The 21,381-nt window shown below is 41.6% G+C and carries 5 protein-coding genes; all 5 read left to right on the forward strand.

The features are described from left to right. The first annotated feature begins 221 nt into the window (after window positions 1-221). The 5 genes from ACPK8D_RS04565 to ACPK8D_RS04585 all read left to right on the forward strand — a co-directional run bounded on the left by ACPK8D_RS04565 (window position 222) and on the right by ACPK8D_RS04585 (window position 21,121). Entirely contained in the window at window positions 222-3,896 is a 3,675-nt protein-coding gene (locus tag ACPK8D_RS04565) for a tetratricopeptide repeat protein (RefSeq protein WP_424716668.1), read from the forward strand. 499 nt (window positions 3,897-4,395) lie between these two features. After that, entirely contained in the window at window positions 4,396-8,211 is a 3,816-nt protein-coding gene (locus ACPK8D_RS04570) for a PAS domain S-box protein (protein ID WP_424716669.1), read from the forward strand. 771 nt (window positions 8,212-8,982) lie between these two features. After that, window positions 8,983-14,697, forward strand: coding sequence for a PAS domain S-box protein (locus ACPK8D_RS04575; protein ID WP_424716670.1), 5,715 nt, complete (start codon window positions 8,983-8,985; stop codon window positions 14,695-14,697). A 221-nt stretch (window positions 14,698-14,918) separates the two neighbouring features. Further along, window positions 14,919-15,365 carry a response regulator gene (locus ACPK8D_RS04580; protein WP_424716671.1) on the forward strand — a complete coding sequence of 149 codons (447 nt, stop codon included), beginning with the start codon at window positions 14,919-14,921 and terminating at the stop codon, window positions 15,363-15,365. Between the two features lie 245 nt (window positions 15,366-15,610). Next, window positions 15,611-21,121: an AAA family ATPase gene (locus ACPK8D_RS04585; RefSeq protein ID WP_424716672.1), complete on the forward strand. Its 5,511-nt coding sequence runs from the start codon at window positions 15,611-15,613 to the stop codon at window positions 21,119-21,121. Window positions 21,122-21,381 lie beyond the last annotated feature (260 nt).

The raw sequence follows: 21,381 nt of genomic DNA on the forward strand, positions 1-21,381 counted from the left end.
ATTTAATAAGAAACAGAACATACCCTTCTTAACCCCCTCCTATTCTTTGTTGTTTTTGATGGAAAAAATTGACTGATTTTTATGTCTTTATTACGAATGACAACTTCAAAATACGCAAAAATTTAACAAACCTTAAATAATAATTTATAAAATCATTTACATCAAAAAGTTCGTTTGTCATTCATAATTCAAAGGCTTTAACGCAGAGAAGTGACATTTCAATGGATACATTTACTAAAGTAGAAACTAAAATTATAACTGAATTCATTTCTGATCGCCGTTTGCTTGATAGCCTTAGTTATATCCGTGGGGCAATGGAAGAGATCTGGGCAAACGATGCTCCTCGAATAGTACAGGATTATACTGATCATGGTGTTAAACATAGTGAAAGGCTTGCTTATTTTGTGGATAAGTTACTTCAGGCGAAGCTAGAAAAGGATTTTTCAGAACAAGAAATATACCTGCTCTTTGCAGGTATCTATTTACATGACATAGGAATGCAATGTGATATCGTTAAGTTCCCCCAAATAAAGGCTAAAGCTGAGGCTTTAGGTGCAGAGTTTGACGGTGAATTTAATTCGAAGAAATCTAGCACGTATTCTGTAGACGATCAAAAACAGATTCGTAAAAATCATCAATATTTAACTGCTGCATGGATAGACTATGCATACGGAAACAACGCATCTGAATTGCACAGTGCCATTAAAAGTATGCCTGATGATTTGGTTAACGATTTGATGGATGTATGCAAATACCACTCCAAATTACCTCTTATTGAATGTTCTGAGGGCTTTAAATTCGACCCGACTGAGCGTAAAAGAATGGTAGCGGCGCTTTTACGTTTTGCAGATGAGCTTGATATAGACAGCAATCGAGTTTCAATTAAAACCGTTTTAAATTTTTCACTCGATACCCATAATAGTGTTTTCTGGTGGGTGCATAACAACACAAAGGTTGTCTTCAGTAATTCTAGTGATATTCTTATAACAATCAGGCTTCATCCTGAAGACTTCGAATTGTACAACTCTTTCATCCATGATGAATTCATTAACAAATTTAAAATCAAAAATCAGCCTGTTATGGATACTCTGGTTAAATATGGAATCCCAATTACAATAGCGAGTAATTCTGCTGTTGTGGAGTACGATCATGCCCAGAAATTTCCTTCGGAGATAGTTGTTGTATTAAATGAACAAATGCAATATACTGGTGGTTCTTCCAAATTCTTAATTCAACATAATAGTGGAAGCTCAGATATTGGAAAGATGAAAAAACTGATATCCTCTGAGACTGAGCAAGAATCAAAAGCTACAATATCAAACATTCCCTATCTGAGGAACCCTCGCTTTACAGGACGAGAAAACAAATTAGAACAAATTCACGAGGCTTTTCATTTAGGTAAAACAGTTGCTATATCTCAACCTGTTGCCGTGTGCGGACTTGGAGGTATTGGGAAAACAGAAAGTGCGGTTGAATATACTTATCGTTATTATGACGAGTATGAATTTATCTTCTGGGTAAAAGCCGATTCTGAAGATGCGATAGTCTCCAGTTATGGCGACATTGCAAAACTATTGGATTTACCTGTTAAAAACGACTCAGACCTGAACAATATTGTTTCAGCTGTATTAAACTGGTTTAGAATCCACGCAAACTGGCTACTTGTTTTTGACAATGCAGATGATATTTCCTTCATAAAACGTTATCTTCCTCCAGAACCAAAAGGGCATATCCTCCTAACTTCAAGGTTAAGAGTTTTTGATACGCTGAATATTACGAAACTGATTGACATGGAGGAAATGTCTCCTGAAGAAGCTAAAAGTTTCCTTTTGAAGCGCACAGGGCGTACTGATCTGAATCTATCCGAGCTTGAAGCTCTTGAAAAGCTTGTACACGATCTTGGCTGCCTCCCGTTGGCTTTAGAACAAGCAGGGGCCTACATAAATGCAAATAATTCCAGCTTTAAAGATTATTTGGTTAGCTATAAAATACGCGGTCTGAAATTACTGGAAAAGTCTACTATTGATAAGAGCAAGTATCCAGAATCAATATCTACTACATGGTTGATGAACTTCGAAAAAGTCAAGAAAGCCTCAGAAGTCTCGGCAGATTTTTTATTTGTCAGCGCTTTTCTTAACCCAAGTGAAATCCCTTCCGAGATATTTTACAAAGGTGCGAATGAGCTAGGACCTTTAATTTCTGTTGAATTCGCAGAAGCTGATACAGATCCTCTTGTTTTTGATGAAATTCTTAATCCACTTTGGCAGTACTCTTTAATCAATCGTGGTGCTGGTTCCCATACTTATAATATTCACCGCCTTGTACAAGCTGTTCTTAAAGACGGGATGGAAGAAAGTGAGCAGAAGCTCTGGGCTGAACGTGTTGTTAAAGCTGTAAACCGCGCATTTCCTGAAGTTGAGTACAAAAATTGGGAACTTTGTGATAAGCTTCTTCCGCATTCTCAGACTTGTGCAGAATATATTGGATTGTGGAACATAGAAAATGAAGAATCTGCAAAATTGCTAAATGCGACCGGGAGTTATCTGCATAAACGTGCACGTTTTAAGGAAAGTGAGGCACTCTTGAGAAGTTCATTGGAAATTCGAAAGAAGATTCTGGAACCCGAACATTTTGACATCTCTGAGAGTCTCAATAATTTAGCAGAACTTTACATAAGCCTGGGTAAGTATTTCGAAGCTGAACCATTTTTTGTGCGTGCATTAAAGATTCGAGAGAATACATTGAATTCAGATGATCCAGCTATAGCAGAGAGTCTTAACAATTTAGCAGAGTTTTATAGGATTTTAGGTAGATATTCTGAAGCCGAACTACTCAATATGAATTCATTAAAAATCCGAGAAACTGTCTTAAAATCAAATGATCCAGCTATAGCAGAAAGCCTCGACAATTTAGCTGGAGTCTATAAGGATTTGGGAAGGTATTCTGAAGCTGAACCTCTTTATATTCGTGCCCTAGAAACCACTGAAAAAGCGCTTGGCACTGAACACCCATTCGTAGGTACTCGCCTTAATAATTTAGCTGGAGTCTATAAGAATTTGGGAAGGTATTCTGAAGCCGAACCTCTGTATACTCGTGCCCTAGAAATCACTGAAAAAGCTCTTGGTCCTAGACATCCAGATGTAGGTACTTGCCTTGACAATCTAGCTGGAGTTTATGAAAATTTGGGTAGGTATTCTCAAGCCGAACCTCTATGCACTCGTGCCCTAGAAATTACAGAAAATGCGCTTGGCACTGAACACCCAGACGTAGGTACTCGCCTTAACAATCTAGCTGGACTTTATGAAGATTTGGGAAGGTATTCTGAAGCCGAATCTCTATGTGTTCGGGCCCTAAAAATCACTGAAAAAGCGCTTGGCACTGAACATCCAGATGTAGGTATCCGTCTTAATAATTTAGCTGGAGTCTATAAGAATTTGGGAAGGTATTATGAAGCCGAACCTCTGTATACTCGTGCCCTAGAAATCACTGAAAAAGCTCTTGGTCCTAGACATCCAGATGTAGGCAATCGCCTTAACAATCTAGCTGCACTTTATGAAAATTTGGGAAGGCATTCTCAAGCCGAACCTTTGTATACCCGTGCCCTAGAAATCACAGAAAATGCACTTGGTTCGATTCATCCAGTTGTAGGTATTTACCTTAAAAATATAGCTATATTTTTCCATAATCAAAAGAAGTATATCAAGGCCAGACCTTTTTATGAGCGAGCAATTGAAGTTGTGGAAAAAACCAAAGGGGAAAATAGTCTTGAGCTTGCTAGCCTCTTAGAAAGTTATGCTTCTTTGTTGAATAATATGAAAAGGAACAGGGAAGCTACAAGAATATCTAATCGTGCTAAAGGGATACGTTCAAAAATTGAAAAAGGAGCAGAAAAGTGAGCTCAATAATTGGTGTAAGCATTGACGAACTTACGCCAACACAGGAATGCTACATGAGCGGCTGGGAGTGCGGAACGTAAATTAGAGAAGAATCTAAGAAACATATTCAGCAACTTTTGAACTTCCAGATGCTTTTAGTGCAGTAAATATGGCTCTATTTCTATATTTGGAAAAATGAGAATATTTACTGTACCATATTGTAAAGTAAGGTAAAAATAATTAATTACTAATACTTAAAATAGCATTTTACAAAAATGTAATTCTTATTAAGAAAACACTTGCAATCCTGTTTTTTACAAAAAAAGTCAATTGCAGATAAAGTTACCATGTTTTTTGAAAATATCTAAAATTATTTTGTTGTAAGGGAAGTTTATGTAAAAAACTATAAACATAAGAACCTGGTACACATTTTAAGTCCAGCCACAAATAATTGCAGAATACCCATCTGAAAATCGTCCGAAAGAAGGATAGTACTGGAATAAGCCCGAGAAGGTATGGGATGAAAGGACAACTGAGGAAGTCTGGAATTGACATTATTGGTGATGTGCCATGGGGGACTCACTTCTGCCAGTTCTACCAGACAAAAGAAGATTTGATAGAGATACTCATTCCCTATTTCAAAGCAGGGCTGGAGAATAACGAATTCTGTATGTGGGTTACATCAAAACCTCTGGAAGTGGAAGAGGCAAAAGAAGCTCTCAAGAAGGCTGTCCCTGATCTTGATATTTATCTTGAGAGAGGGCAAATCGAGATTTTGCCGGATACCAGCTATTATGCAAAAGGAAACTCTTTCGACCTGGAAAAGTCCTTAAATCTAGGGGCTGAAAAATTCAATCATGCCCTGATAAGCGGATACGACGGCTTGAGGTCGAGCGGAAACCTTTCCTGGCTTAAAAAAACAGACTTGCGTAGCTTCATTGATTATGAAGAAAAAGTAGATAGCACTATTGGGAGCTACAGGATAATAGCTCTGTGTACTTATTCTCTCGAGACACTCAGTGCAACTGAAATAATCGATTTTGCCATTAACCATCAATTTGCTTTGATCAAAAGGGAAGGAAAATGGGAACAGATAGAAAGTCCCAGGCGCAGGAAGGCAGAAGAAACAGCTATTCAAGCCGCAAAAAATTGGGAGTATACTTTTGATGCTGTGCCGGACCTTATAGCCATACTTGATACTGAATACCGGATTGTTCGTGCAAACAGGGCAATGGCTGCAAAACTGGAAGTGACCCCGGAAGAATGTGCCGGTTTAACCTGTTATCGTGCCGTCCACGGAACGGAAAAACCTCCTTCTTTTTGCCCTCAAAGGCAGTTGCTTAAGGACGGGCTTGAACACACTGCAGAGGTCTGCGAAGATTGTCTGGGCGGTTATTTCCTGGTAAGCGTCTCGCCACTTTATGACTCAAAAGGTAAACTCATAGGCAGTATTCACGTAGCTCGCGATATCAACGAACGCAAACAAGCTGAAAAAGCATTGCAAGAGAGCGAAGAAAAATACCGCTACATCGTAGAGACGGCGAACGAAGGTATATGGATACTTGACGCTGAAGCCAGAACCACTTATGTTAATGAAAAAATGGCAGAGACGCTGGGATACGGGCAGGAAGAAATGATTGGCAGATCTTTACTGGACTTTGCCGATGAGGAAGGTGAGGCTATCTTCAAACCGAATCTGGAAAAGAGGCGGCAGGGTATCAATGAGGTTTATGAATCTAAATTAATATGTAAGGATGGCTCACCCTTATGGGTGCTTGTAAGTGTTAAAGCCTTACTTAATAAGGACGGCAAGTTTACAGGCTCCCTGGGCATGCTCACCGATATCACCAGGCGCAACCAGGAAGAGCACCGGATACACAGATACAACCGCGTTCTTGAGGGAATTAACCGGATATTCGGCAGTATAGTTAAGGCCGAAACAGAAGAAGAGCTTGGAGTTGCCTGTTTATCCGTAGCTGTAGACGTAACCTGTAGCCAGATTGGTTTTGTTGGCGAAGTAAATACTGATGGGCTAATGCATGATGTTGCAATCAGTAATTCTGGATGGGATGAGTGCCTGATGTACGACAAAACAGGGCACCGCCGTCTTCCGGGTGATCATATCCTTCACGGATTATACGGTCGTGTTATTAACAGCGGAAAAGGCTTCTTTACTAACGATCCCAGGTCACATCCAGATAGTATCGGCTTGCCCGAAGGCCATCCTCCTCTCAGGTCATTTCTTGGAGTGCCCCTTATTTTAGACGAAAAAACGATAGGTATTCTGGGAGTTGCAAACCGCAAAGGCGGCTATACCTCAGAGCAGCAGGAGGATCTTGAAGCTATTGCACCGGCGGTGACGCAGGCATTGCAGAGGAAAAAGACGGAACAGGAAAGAGCGCAGGCTGAAGAAGCGTTGATCAGGAGCGAAAAACGTTTTCGGACCCTGGCTGAAAATTCTCCTGACATAATTACCCGCTTTGATAGACAAAAACGCCACATATATACTAATCCCGCTGCTGCGGAGCCTTATGGCCGATCTCCGGAAGAAATTATCGGGAAAACTCATGGTGAACTTGGCATGGACCCTGAGAACGTAAAGTTCTGGGAAGAACACCACAAAAAAGTCTTTGCCACAGGAAAGCCTGAAACCATGGAATTCCAGTACACATCGCCTAAGGGTAAGGAATATTATTTTAATACGCAGGTAGTGCCCGAGTTTGTTGATAGTAAGGTGGCCTCTGTTCTTGCCATTTCCCACGATATCACGGATATAAAAAAAGCAGAATCCAGGTTGAAAGATACCCTGGATAACCTGGAAAAACTGGTAAAAGAGCGTACAGTAGAACTTGAGAACGCTTATGAGTTGTTGAAAGAAAGCGGAAAAGGCCTTGCTGAAGCTCAAAAAATGGCTCATCTTGGAAATTGGGAGTGGAATATTGTAACTAATAAAGTATACTGGTCTGATGAGATATATCGGATTTTAAGATTTAAGCCTCAAGAGTTTGAGGTAACTTATAAATCACTTTTAAATTACGTGCATCCAGATGAGCGAGACTATGTAGAAAATGCTGTTAAAAGAACTTTAAACGGAGAACCCTATGACCTTGAGCTCAGAATGATTTCAGCTGATGGAGAAGAGCGCATAGTCCATACGCAGGGTGACGTTACTTTTGATGAGAAAAATACCCCTATTGCAATGAGGGGAACAGCTCAGGATATTACCGAGCGTAAAAGAACCGAAAAAGCGCTTGAGTTAAGTGAAGAAAGATATCGTATAATAGCCGAACAGACCGGGCAGCTTGTGTACGATTATAATGTTGAGGAAGATATTGCTGAATGGGCAGGCAACATAAAAGAGATTACCGGATATACTTCGGAAAAGTTCAGAAATATGAGTGTAGAGTTCTTGCTGTCCTGCATTCATCCTGAAGACCGGAAAATGTTCCTCGAAAGTTATGAAAGGTTTCTGACGCATGGAGGCGCTTACAGGTCAGAATACCGTTTTAGAAAAGAAGATGGAGAATATATTTATCTGGAAGATAATGGAGTCTGCCTGAAAGACGAAGAAGGTAAGGTAAAAAGAATTCTGGGTGCAATTAAGGATATTACTGAGAGAAAAAAGGCAGAAAATGCCCTTGCAAATATCGAGAGTGCACGCAAAAGGGAAATTCATCATCGTATTAAAAATAATCTGCAGGTAATCTCGTCTTTGCTTGACCTTCAGGCTGAAAAATTCAAAAACAGAAAACACGTTGAAGATTCGGATATCCTCGACGCCTTCAGGGAAAGCCAGGACAGAGTATTGTCTATTGCCCTGATTCACGAAGAACTGCATGAAGGCAAAGGAACAGATAAATTGAACTTTTGCCCCTATCTGGAGAAGCTTGTCGAGAACCTTTTCAAGACTTACAGAGTTGGAAATATAGATATCAGTTTAAATATGGACCTGGAGGAGAACATTTTCTTTGATATGGATGTTGCCGTTCCTTTAGGGCTAATTGTCAATGAGATCGTTTCAAACTCTCTCAAGTATGCATTTCCAGGTAGAGATAAAGGAACTATTCGAATTAAACTTTGCAGGGAAGAAAATGGAGAATCCGCAAGCAAAATACCAGGGAGAAAAGAAGATTATAAAAGAAAACCCGCTAATTTTGTTTTAGCGGTTTCAGATAATGGGATAGGGCTGCCGGATAACTTTGATTTACAGGATTCCGACACTCTTGGCCTTCAATTGATATTTATTCTGGTAGACCAGCTAGAAGGTAAACTTGAACTAAATACAGACTCCGGAACTGAATTTATTATAAGATTCGTAGTATCGGATAAGGAATAAGATCTTCTCAGGATATCCGTATTCTTATATTTTCATATATCTGGCCAGAAGAAAATAAGCATAAGTACCTGCGGCTCATGACGGCACGGGAATGCTACATAACCGGCTGGGAGTGCGGACATAATCAGAAGAGAAAAAGACAGTGATTTCCGCAATCAAGAGACTGTAATGTTTTAAAAGAGCAGTGAATATTATTGCTTTTTGTTTTTTAATTACATTCCATTTTTAATTGCTTTCAATTTCCGGAAAGCAATACCGTTTACTATATTTCGTAGTGTTTATGTACTTTTCATAATCTTCACCATACTTCATAAATATTCACTGTACTTCCTGAGATTTATTGTACCTCATTTTAATAATTTCCATGACAGATAAATATTTTAATATTTATTACAGACAGTTTTATAATCCAAAAAAATCATAAAGAATGCATTAATGCACAATTTATTTTACAATAAGGTTTGAATAAAGAATATATTTGTTATTTTTTAGAAATGTCCGATTCACTTTTTAATGAGGAAATTTACGTGAAATCAAGCCACATGGACCGTAAAGTACCCTTGATATCTGGCTATAAGGTATTGATTAACACGGGTTAGAAAATAAAAGATACCTGCGGTATGGAAAACATTCCGACGCTAAAAATTCTGGCAGGGATAGGCTAAAAACTGAACATTAAAAATCAAAGCTTTTGCTGTCAGGTTTCGGAATCTGAAGAAGCTGATTAAATATGAATTTTTAAATTACCTTTAAGATTGGGAAAGGGTTGGAATGAAAAAAAGCTTGAGAAAATCCGGAATTGACATTATTGGCGAGGTACCCTGGGGAACACACTTCTGTCAATTCTACCAGACAAAAGAGGATTTAATTGACGTACTTGTCCCTTACTTCAAGGCAGGGCTGGAGAATAACGAATTCTGTATGTGGGTTACATCACAGCCCCTGGAAGTGGAAGAGGCAAGAGAGGCACTTAGAAGAGCGGTTCCTGAGGTTGATGTTTACCTGGAAAAGGGGCAAATTGAGATTATTCCTTATACTCACTGGTACGTCCAGGAAGGAATTTTCGATTCGCAGAAAGTGCTTAGCGGCTGGGTCGAGAAACTTGATAAAGCCCTTGCTGACGGTTACCACGGCTTGAGATTGACAGGGAACACTTTCTGGCTGGAAAAAAAGGACTGGAACGATTTTGTTGATTATGAAGAGGAAATCGACAGTATCATTGGCAGCTACCCTATAATAGCCCTGTGCACCTATTCCCTTGGGAAGTGCAATGCAACCGAAATTATCGATGTAGTTATCAATCATCAATTTGCTTTGATCAAAAGGGAAGGAAAATGGGAGCAAATAGAAAGCTCCAAACGCAAGCAGATAGAAGAAGCGCTGCGCGAGAGCAAAGAGCGCTTTCGCTCAGTGCTTGACAATTCCAAGGATCTCATTTACCGTCAGAACATGCAAACCGGCCGTTATGAGTACATCAGCCCTTATGCTGAAACAGTAACCGGCTATTCAGTCGATGAATTCTTAGCAATGAATGCCGAGACAGCAATCTCAAAAATCCACCCAGAAGATATTCACGCCATGAAATCTGCGCTGGCGTACCTGAATGATACCGGCAAAGTGGAGGTGGAATACCGATACCTGACCAAGAATGGCAATTACCGCTGGTTCTCCAACCACATGTCCCTCGTAAAAGATAGTGTCGGATTGCAACTCTATAGCCAGGGCAGCATTCGTGATATTACCGAGCGAAAGCGGACTGAGGAAACTTTGCGTGAAGCTTACGAGAATCTTCAAGTTCAATCGGAAGAGTTACAGGCTCAGGCTGAAGAACTCCATGAAGCGAATGAAGCGTTGAGCGAGAGCGAAAAGCGCTTCGAGCTCCTGAGCAATGCAAATGCTCTCCTCCTCTCGAGCAAAGAACCCGAGGCTACGATCCAGATCATCGCCGAAAAGGTAATGCACCACCTAAACTGTGATGTATTTTTTAACTACGTTTTTGACGAGGTACATGGCAGGCTCCATCTCAACGCCTACGGCGGGATAAGCGCTGAGATAGCTAAAGAGATTGAATGGCTGGATAAAGGAGCAGCCATTTGTGGCTGCGTGGCCCTTAATGGTTGCCGTATCGTTTCTGAAGATATACAGCATAACGGGGACAAGAGGGCAGATCTCGTGCGGTCGATGGGGATCCAGGCGTATTCCTGTCAGCCTCTCCACATCGGTGAGAAAACAATAGGCACGCTCTCCTTTGGCATGAGGAGCAGAAAGAGCTTTACGGGGGACGAGCTTGCCTTCATGAGCACCGTAGCCGACCAGGTGTCGGTGGCTATCGAGCGCAAGCGGGCCGAGGAGGCACTACGCGAGAGCGAAGCGCGCCGTCAAGTTGCCGAGGCCGTGCAAGCTGAACGGGAGAGATTAAACAACGTGCTGGACATGCTGCCGGCTTACGTGATACTGCTCTCACCGGATTACCGCGTGCCGTTTGCGAACCGTTTCTTCGAGGAGCGCTTCGGCAAATCTGAGGGCCGGCGTTGCTACGAATATCTCTTCCAGCGCACCGAGCCCTGTGAGAACTGCGAAACCTGCAAGGTGTTCAAAACGGGCTCGCCTCACCGTTGGGAGTGGACCGGTCCGGACGGCCGCAATTACGACATTTACGACTACCCGTTCAAGGACTCCGACGGTTCCACACTTATCATGGAGGTGGGCATTGATATCACCGAGATCAAACAGGCGCAAGCGGGGGTTCAGGCAGAGCGACAGCGACTGTTTGACGTGCTGGAAACGCTGCCGGCAACGATATGCCTGCTAACAACTGACTATCACGTTGCCTTTGCAAACCGCAGCTTCCGCGAAAAGTTCGGCAAGCCGGGTGGCAGACACTGTTATGAATATTGCTATGGGCTCACCAAGCCCTGTGAATTTTGTGAGACGTATAAAGTGCTTGAAACCGGTAAGCCCCACCATTGGGAAATCAACAACCCGGATGGAAGCGTGAGTGATGCCTATGACTTTCCATTCACCGACGTTGACGGTTCACCCATGGTCCTCGCGATGGATATTGACATTACCGAGAAAAAACGCGCTGAGGCGGAGCTAAAGAAGCATCGGGAGCAGCTTGAGAAGGCTTATAAATCCTTGAAAGAGAGTGAGAAAGGGCTTGCTGAAGCTCAAAAAATGGCACATCTTGGAAACTGGGACTGGAATATAATAACCAATGAACTGTACTGGTCGGATGAAATTTATCGCATTTTCGGACTCATTCCCCAGGAATTCGGGGCAACTTACGATGCGTTTTTAAGTTACGTGCATCCCGACGATCGAGATTATGTGGATAATGCTGTCGTAGAAGCTTTAAACGGAAAGTCCTATAACATTGATCATAGGATTATTTTAGCTAATGGAGAAGAACACACAGTCCATGAACAGGGCGAAGTTATTTTTGATGGTAATAATACCCCTGTTCGAATGAAGGGAACAGTTCAGGATATTACTGAGCGTAAAAAAGTCGAAAAAGCATTAGAATTGGCTAATGTGTATAATCGTAGTCTCATTGAAGCTAACGTAGATCCTCTCGTAACTATAGGTCCAGATGGTAAGATTACTGATGTGAACAATTCTACAGAATTTGTTACCGGTTATTCTCGTAAGGAGTTAATTGGGACGGATTTTTCAGACTATTTTACTGAACCTGAGAAAGCAAGAGAAGGCTATAAGCATGTATTCCAGAAAGGACTAGTGCGAAATTACCCATTAGAAATTCGACATAAAGATGGACACATAACTCCGGTTCTGTATAACGCATCGGTCTACCTCGATGAGGCAGGAGAAGTTATAGGGGTTTTTGCTGCAGCACGGGATATAACCGAACTCAGGAAGACGGAAAACGCTCTGAAAGAAAGCCTGAACTTCCAGGAAACCTTACTCGATGCCGTTCCGGTCCCTATCTTTTACAAGAATACGGAAGGTAGGTTTATAGGCTGTAATAAGCTCTTTGCAAATGAAGTTGTGGGTCTTCCTAAAGAAAAGATAATTGGTAAAATCTACCGTGAGCTTACGAATAATGCTCCTGAGGACCTAATTAAAAAATACGATGAAAATGATCTTCAGATTTACCGGAATGGAAAAGAACATCGTGCTGAATTAAAAAATCAGTATCTCACAAAAAGCCTTGGAAAAGAATTTGTCGTAACAAAAGTTCCTTTTTTTAATATAAAAGGTGGGATCGAAGGACTGATAGGGGCTCTGTTTGATATTACGGAGCATAAAAGGGCTGAAAAAGCCTTAAAACTGGCCAGTGCTTATAATCGCAGCCTAATTGAAGCCAGTATAGATCCCCTTGTAACCATTGGTCCTGATGGTAAAATTACTGATGTGAATAACTCAACAGAACTTGTTACTGGTTATTCTCGTACAGAATTGATTGGGACGGATTTTTCGGATTATTTCACCGAACCTGAAAAGGCGAGAGAAGGATACAGGCATGTATTCCAGAAAGGACTGGTGCGAGATTACCCGCTAGAAATTCGGCATCAGAATGGGCAACTTACACCGGTTCTATATAATGCATCGGTTTACCGGGATGATGCAGGGGAAGTTATTGGCGTCTTTGCAGCTGCACGTGATATTACCGAGCGGAAAAAGGCCGAAGAAAAAATCCAGATACTTGCAAACGTTGTCGAATCCTCAGATGATGCCATTACAACGAAATCGCTTGACGGCATTATTACAAACTGGAATAAAGGCGCAGAAAGAATTTATGGGTACTCTGCCGAAGAAATCCTGGGAAAAAACGTATCAATACTTGAACCGGATGAGCTTAGAGGAGAAATCGAACAGTTAATTGAGAAGATTAAACTGGGAGAAAGGATTCACCACTACGAAACCTTACGGTTAAGAAAGGACGGTACGACAATAAACATTTCAATAACCCTTTCTCCGGTTTTTAATGCTTCCGGAGAGCTTGTAGCCATTTCTACTATTGCCAGAGATATTACTGAGAGTAAAAAAGCGGAAGAAGCTATGAGGCTTTCAAACATCTACAACCGCAGCCTTATTGAAGCCAGTCTGGATCCCCTGGTTACTATCGGGCCTGATGGGAAGATAACCGATGTAAATGAAGCTACGGAACTGGTTACCGACTATTCCAGAAACGAGTTAATCGGGACTGATTTTTCGGACTATTTCACCGAGCCTGAGAAAGCCAGAGAAGGATATCAACAGGTGTTCAGGGAAGGACTGGTTAGGGATTATCCGCTGGAAATCCAGCATCAGAATGGGCAACTTACACCGGTTCTGTATAATGCATCGGTTTACAGGGACGAATCCGGTAAGATTATTGGCGTCTTTGCAGCTGCACGTGATATCACAGAACGGAAGAAAGCGGAAGAAGCTCTGAGGCTTTCAAACATCTACAACCGCAGCCTTATTGAAGCCAGTCTGGACCCCCTGGTTACTATCGGGCCTGACGGGAAGATAACTGATGTAAATAAAGCTACAGAACTGGTTACCGGCTATTCCAGGCACGAGTTAGCAGGGACTGATTTTTCGGACTATTTTACTGAGCCTGAAAAAGCTAAAGAAGGGTATCAACAGGTGTTCAGGGAAGGCCTGGTGCTGGACTATGAGCTTGAGATCCAGCACAGGAGCGGATATGTTACACCGGTTCTGTATAATGCGTCGGTTTACAGGGACGAGGCAGAGGAGGTTATTGGGGTTTTTGCTGCTGCACGTGATATTACGGAGCGAAAAAAGGCAGAAGCAATGTTAAAATTGAAATTGGAAGAACTTGCCCGCTCAAATGCAGAATTAGAACAGTTCGCTTATGTATCATCTCACGACCTGCAAGAACCTTTGAGAATGATAGCAAGTTATTTACAGCTCTTACAGAGGAAATATCAGGGCGAGCTTGACGACAAAGCTGATAAATACATAAACTTTGCTGTGGATGGGGCTTCCCGTATGCAAAGTCTTATAAACGACCTCCTGGAGTTTTCGAGAGTCACCACCAAAGCCAGAGAATTCGAGCCTGTTGAATGTGAATTAATTCTGGATCGTGTGTTATCGGATTTAGAGATACCTATCAGAGAAAATAAAGCTATCATATCCTATGATCCTTTACCTGAGATAACAGCTGATTATACCCAGCTGGCTCAGGTATTTCAGAATCTAATCAGCAATGCGATAAAATTCCGCGGCAAAGAGGCGCCTGAAGTTTATATTTCTGCAGAGAAAAAAGAAGACCAATGGCTATTTTCAGTTAGAGATAATGGGATTGGAATTGATCCTAAATATTCAGATAGAATCTTTGAAGTGTTTAAAAGGCTCCATAAAAGGGAGGAGTATCCGGGAACGGGAATAGGGCTTTCGATCTGTAAAAAGATTGTAGAAAGACATGGAGGAAACATATGGGTAGAGTCCGAACCGGGTAAGGGTTCGACCTTTTATTTTACTCTACCAATTAACCCGGAGAACTTCAAAGACTAACATTTAACAAATAAGAAAACATTGTTTTTACTATCAATCCCTTTGTAGATTTTGAAAAATAAAAAAGTTAATTGAAATCTTCCCTGAGAAACAATAAAGGTGCAAAATTTCAGAGTCAAAAGCCTGATTTTGAAGGCTCGATTAAATATTTATTAATTTTATAAAAATTAGAAAATATTTCAAAGCTCTAGTTAAATTCACCTGGTAAGGGAGTCTCACAAATGAGGACAAAAATAGCATCTAGACCCATAGAAATCCTTTTAGTGGAAGATAGTAAAGGCGATATTGGATTAATTGAAGAAGTTTTTGAGGAGGCAAGAATTAGAAATAACCTTCACATTGCAGAAGACGGAGAAGAGGCAATCCTATTTTTAAATAAAAAGGGACGGTTTTTAGATGCCCCGCGCCCGGATATAATTCTTCTGGATTTGAATCTCCCGAGAAAGGATGGACGTGAAGTTCTGCAGGAAGTAAAAGGAGACCCCAACCTTAGAAACATACCAATAGTGGTTCTAACTACTTCTAAAGCTGAAGAGGATATACTTAGATCTTATGATCTTCACGCCAATGCATATATCACCAAGCCTGCTGACTTTGATCAATTCGTAAAGGTAATTAAATCCATAGAGGACTTCTGGCTTCAGGTTGTAAAGTTACCATCAAAATAAAACATATGTGATCTGGACTAAAAAGAAGGTATTTTCGATTTGGAGAGAATTTTAATGGTCGGGTTGGAAAACTTAATCGGGCCCTAGCAAATGTGGCTATAACGGTTTGAAGTTGACAGAGAGCACTTTCTAGCTTGAGAATGATGACCGGGTTGATTCTGTTTTATGAAAAGGGAGTAAATTAATCGGCAAGCACCGAATCATCACCATCTGTACGTGTTAATCAATATTATGAGGTTGAGTTAATGATAATTCCCAATTATGAGATAATTGAGAAAATAGCCGAAAGCCCTCAAACGACAATATACAAAGCATATCTCAAGAAAAAGCCTGATCGGTTGCTTGTGCTCAAGGTTGTGAAAGCGAACTTTTTGTCCGATTATAAAAAATCTCAGGTCATACAGAAAATCGAACATCTCAAAGTCTTAAACAGTCCCCTCGTGATTACACCCATCTCTTTCAGTGATAAAGATGAGATTTGTTTTATAACGCAGGAATATGTTGAGGGAATCACCCTCGATAAATTAATGGAAACGCATTCAAGGGTTCTTCTGGACGATTTTTTTACCATAGCTATTGGGCTTGCTTCTGCCCTGGAAAAAGTCCATGAAGCTGGAATTATTCACGGCGGTATTAAACCCCATAATATACTTGTCGACCCCGAGATACTCAATATCCGGTTGATAGATTTCATCAGCACCCTCGACGTTAGAGATGTCAGCCATTTTATTTATGATCGCACTTTTATCAGAGAAACATTATCCTATACTTCACCGGAGCAAACAGGGCGTATCAGTCACAGGATAGTTTTTTCGTCAGACCTGTATTCCCTGGGAATCGTGTTTTATGAGATACTGACAGGTCGCCTCCCTTTCTCACCTGACGACCCTCTTGAACTGATACATTCCCATCTCGCTGAAGAAGCTTCTTGCGTTTATAAATTAAACCCGGAAATTCCCGCTACCCTTAGTAATATCGTGGCCAAGTTGATGCTTAAAGAGCCTGAAAAGCGTTACCAGAACGCAAGCGGGCTTTTAGCTGACCTTGTACGGTGTCGAGACGAATACTCAGCCACAGGAACGATTTGCGAATTCCCTCTGGAAAGCTGCGTGTATACTCACAGGACAACTTTCATATCCAAAATGGTTGGCCGCGATAACGAGACTCAATTAATCCTTAAAGAGTACGAACAAGTCACGGCGGGAAATTTCAGATCGCTATTAATCTCCGGGCTGTCCGGCATCGGGAAGACTCGCCTGATACAGGAGCTACAAAAGCCGATTGTGAAACATAGAGGCTATTTCACCTCGGGAAAATTCGATGTATATCAGAAAAATATCCCCTACAGCTCCCTTATCCAGGCACTCAGAAATTTGATGCGAACCTTTCTTACCGAAAGTAATGAACGGGTGATAGCCTGGAAGGACAGGATATTGAAGGCAGTAGGCCAGAATGGGAAAGTCCTGACAGATGTCATTCCGGAACTGGAAATCCTGATAGGTCCGCAACCGGAAGTCAAACAGCTTCCTCCAGTTGAGTCCTTGAACAGGTTCCGTGATCTTTTTGATCGCTTCTTAGGTTGTCTGGCGAGCGAGGAGTATCCTTTGACTTTATTTATTGATGACCTTCAATGGTGTGATGTGGCATCCTTTGACTTTCTGGAAAATATATTCGCCAATTACAAGAACCATCCTTATCTTTTCTTACTGGGAGCCTATCGCCATAACGAAGTGGACTCAAGCCATCCCCTGTCCAAGCTTATCCTGAATATCAGGAAAGAAGGTCAGCCTCTGAAGGAGATCAGACTGGGACCCCTGAAACCTGAACACTGCCATGAGATGGTCTCGTATATTCTCGATTCCCCCCTTCCTCCGACCAGGGCATTATCTGATTTCATAAGTACACTGACTGAAGGTAACCCCCTCTTTGTCAGTGAAAGCCTGTCTTACCTGCATAATGAAAATCTCCTTTATCTTGACAGCGACCGACAATGGCAGTGGGACCTTGAGAGGATCCGACAGTCAAGTATGCCTACTACAGTGGTTGCTCTTTTCAGCTCAAAGATACAGAAGCTCCCTCCGGACCTCATAGAATTAATTGAATACTGTGCCTGTATGGGAAATACCTTCTCGCCTGCTGAACTGTCACTAATAAGAGAAATGAGTTTGCTGGAAACCTTTGAAATTCTGAAACCGGCTCTCGGGCAGGGATTGCTGATCGAAAGTAAAAACCAGTTGCAATTCATCCACGACAAAGTCCAGGAGGCTGCCTTATATTCCATATCAGTAGAGAAGCGCCGCCAGATTCACTGGCAAGTGGGAAATCACCTTCTTTCCGTCATTCCTGAGGGTTCTGACCTTGAGAGACTCGACAACCTGTTTACTATTGTTTCGCATCTTAACCTTGGAAAAGAGAATCCCGACTTAGAGACGGCGTATCTCCTGTCTGACATTAACTACCACGCCGGAAATAAGGCGCTGAACTCTCTTGCCACGGAAGCGGCAAATGAATATTTCAATCTCAGCAGAGGACTGCTGCCAGATGACTGCTGGGAGGACGAGCACTACGAGCGTACTTTCAGGATATTCCAGAAAGCGGCAAAGACAGAACTCATGTGTGGGAATTACGAGGATTCCGAAAGGTTACTCAATTATTTGCTCGATCATGCCAAAACCGATCTGGATAAGACGGAATGTCTGGCGGAACAAACGACCTCGATGTCGTCTATAGGCAACTTTATCAAAGCTATCGAGACTGCAAACCGGGGGCTTGCCTATTTTGGCAAGGTTATTCCTGAAGACCCTGAGGATGCAGACAGAAAACGACAAAAGTTAATGGATGAGATTGCTTCAAAAGACATCGATATATGGGAAACTATTCTGAATATGTCATTTACTACGGACAGGAGAAACAAGATCGAACTTGCATTTCATAGTGAGCTTATTCCCGATCTGTATATGTCCGGTCTTGTGCCACAGCTTTATCTCTCAGCTGCGCAATCGACGCAGCATTGTCTTGCTGGTGGCATGGATGAATCCGTAATTTATTCTTTCAGTATTATGGGCCTTCAGCTCGGAGAACAGGAAGAGTTCGAGTCTGCATTCAAATATGAAGACCTTGCCCGTGACTTATCGGCAAAATATCCAAATACTTTCGGTGCCACGCGTGGTATGAATGGTATCGTATGGTGCAATATGCACTCAAGAAGTCACCCGGGGGAGATCGTGGAATATTGCCTCAAGTCGATCCAGTGCGGAAAGAATTGTGGCGATCTGTATAATGCCGGTCTCTCCTACGGTCCTCTGATGTGGAACCTTCAGGTGCAGGGAGCAGACCTATCTATTATCGAAGATTATGCCAGGGAATGCTTCCAGTTTTCCAGCAGGTATCATCTGTTATTTTCCGTAGGTCTCGCAGACGCCATGCAGGCGGGCTGGATTGAACCTATGAAGAAGGGATATTCACCCGTGCCCATGGAGGAAAAACTGAATCAGTGGGAGCAGGATAACCATATTGCTTCTGCAGGAAGCTATTATGTCCACATGGCCCTGGCCCATTATTATTTCGGAGAGCATGAAGAGGCCGAAAAGTATCTTGTCCGGGTCAGGAAGTATCTATCAGGCCTCACCGACAATGTGTTGAAAAGACAGTGGCACGTCTTCAGAGTGTTAAACTCTCTTAAGCTATATGAAAGAGGGCTGGGCTTTAAGAGTGAGCAGGAATTACTGACTGAAATCAAGCCTATAATTAGCAAGATCGAGACCTGGGCAGGTTTGGGGCCGTTATTGAAGCCCTATCTTGCTTTTATATATGCCGAGCTGCAAAGAGTCACTGGTGAATTTAAGGAAACCAGAAGCCTGTACCTGGATGCTATAGAGTCGGCACATAAGCAAAATTATACCTTTCTGGAAGGGCATCTTAACGAATGCCTCGGGGAGTTCCTTCTGCAGGCTGGAAGGGCCTCCGAGGGAGTGTACTTTGCCGAAGCTGCACGTCTGTACAAGAAATGCCATGCAGAAAGAAAAGAAATAAGTCTTATTGAGAAACACTCCGATTACTTTGAGGAAGAAAATACTTTTTATCAGTACCCGCTATTTGAGTCTCCTTCCAGTATCCTTCCGGATCTCGACATCGAGTACCTCATGAAGTCGTCCCTTGCTATTTCCGCTGAGATAGAGCAGGAAGCTTTGCTGAAAAAGATCATGAACGTGGTTATCGAAAGTTCAGGGGCACAGCACGGGTATCTACTTATTGAAGAGGAAAGAAACTTAATTATCCGCGCGGAAAGCCATACTACGGAAAAAGAAGTGGTAAAAACATTCTATAAAAAACTCGAAGATGCAGAAGATATCTGTGAAGCAATTGTCCATTATGTACACCGGACCGGAGAACGGCTGATACTGAATAACGCTGCGCAGGAAGGGATATTCAAAGACAATCCGAAAGTCCAGGACATGCAGTTGCGCTCTGTACTATGTTTGCCTGTGATCAAACAGTCAAAGATGATAGGGGTACTGTACCTGGAAAATCGTCTATCAGATTCGGTATTTACATCAGGAAAAACCGGCATGATGGAATTACTTGTGTCACAGGCAGCCATTTCTTTAGAGAATGCTACTCTTTTTTCCGAACGTAAAAAAGCAGAAGAGCTTAAACTTGTAAGCAAGTATAACCGCAGCCTTATTGAAGCCAGTCTGGATCCTTTAGTAACTATCGGGCCTGACGGAAAGATAACCGATGTGAATAAAGCTACGGAATTGGTTACTGGCTACTCCCGTGAGGAGTTGATCGGGACTGATTTCTCAGAATATTTTACCAAGCCTGAGAAAGCCAGAAAAGGATACCAGCATGTATTCCAGAAAGGCCTGGTACGGGATTACCCGCTAAGAATCCAGCATAAAGACGGGCATATAACGCCGGTTTTGTATAATGCTTCGATTTACCGGGATGAATCTGGCGAAGTTATTGGGATTTTTGCTGCAGCACGTGACATTACTGAACTTAAGAAAACAGAAATTATATTAAAGTTGAAACTGGGAGAACTTGCCCGCTCAAATGCAGAATTAGAACAATTTGCTTACGTAGCATCTCACGACCTGCAGGAACCTTTGAGAATGATAACAAGTTATTTACAGCTCCTACAGAGAAAATATCAGGGCGAGCTTGACGACAAAGCTGACAAATACATAAACTTTGCTGTGGATGGGGCTTCCCGTATGCAAAGTCTTATAAACGACCTCCTGGAGTTTTCGAGAGTCACCACCAAAGCCAGAGAATTCGAGCCTGTTGAGTGTGAATTAATTCTGGATCGTGTGTTATCTGATTTAGAAATATCTATAAAAGAGAACAAAGCTATCATATCTTATGATCCTTTACCTGAAGTAATAGCAGATAATACCCAGCTGGCTCAGGTATTTCAGAATCTAATCAGCAATGCGATAAAGTTCCGAAGCAAAGAGTTACCAGAAATTTATATTTCTGCAGAGAAAAAAGAAGACCAGTGGCTATTTTCAGTCAGTGATAATGGGATTGGAATTGATCCTAAATATTCAGATAGAATCTTTGAAGTGTTTAAAAGGCTCCATAAAAGGGAAGAATATCCGGGAACAGGAATAGGGCTTTCGATCTGTAAAAAGATTGTAGAAAGACATGGAGGAAACATATGGGTAGAGTCCGAACCGGGTAAGGGTTCGACCTTTTATTTTACTCTACCAATTAACCCCGGAGAATTTAGAAAGTTGAATTTTAATACATAAAAGGAACATTATTTCTTACAAGGAACATTATTTCTTACCTGAAATTCTTTATAAATTTAAAAAGCAAAAAACTAACTGAGTTTCTCTCCAGAAAAGCAGCATAGATGTAGAAAAAAACAGTATAGATAAAAGCTTATGGTCAAAGTTTGATTTTGAAGATCCAATTAATTTATTTACTAATTTATTTACTAATTTGTATATTAATTTGTATACTAATTTGTGTAATCGATTAGAAATTCTCAAGCTTCTAGTTAAATTCA

The organism is Methanosarcina sp., assembly GCF_049706645.1.
GTDB lineage: Archaea > Halobacteriota > Methanosarcinia > Methanosarcinales > Methanosarcinaceae > Methanosarcina.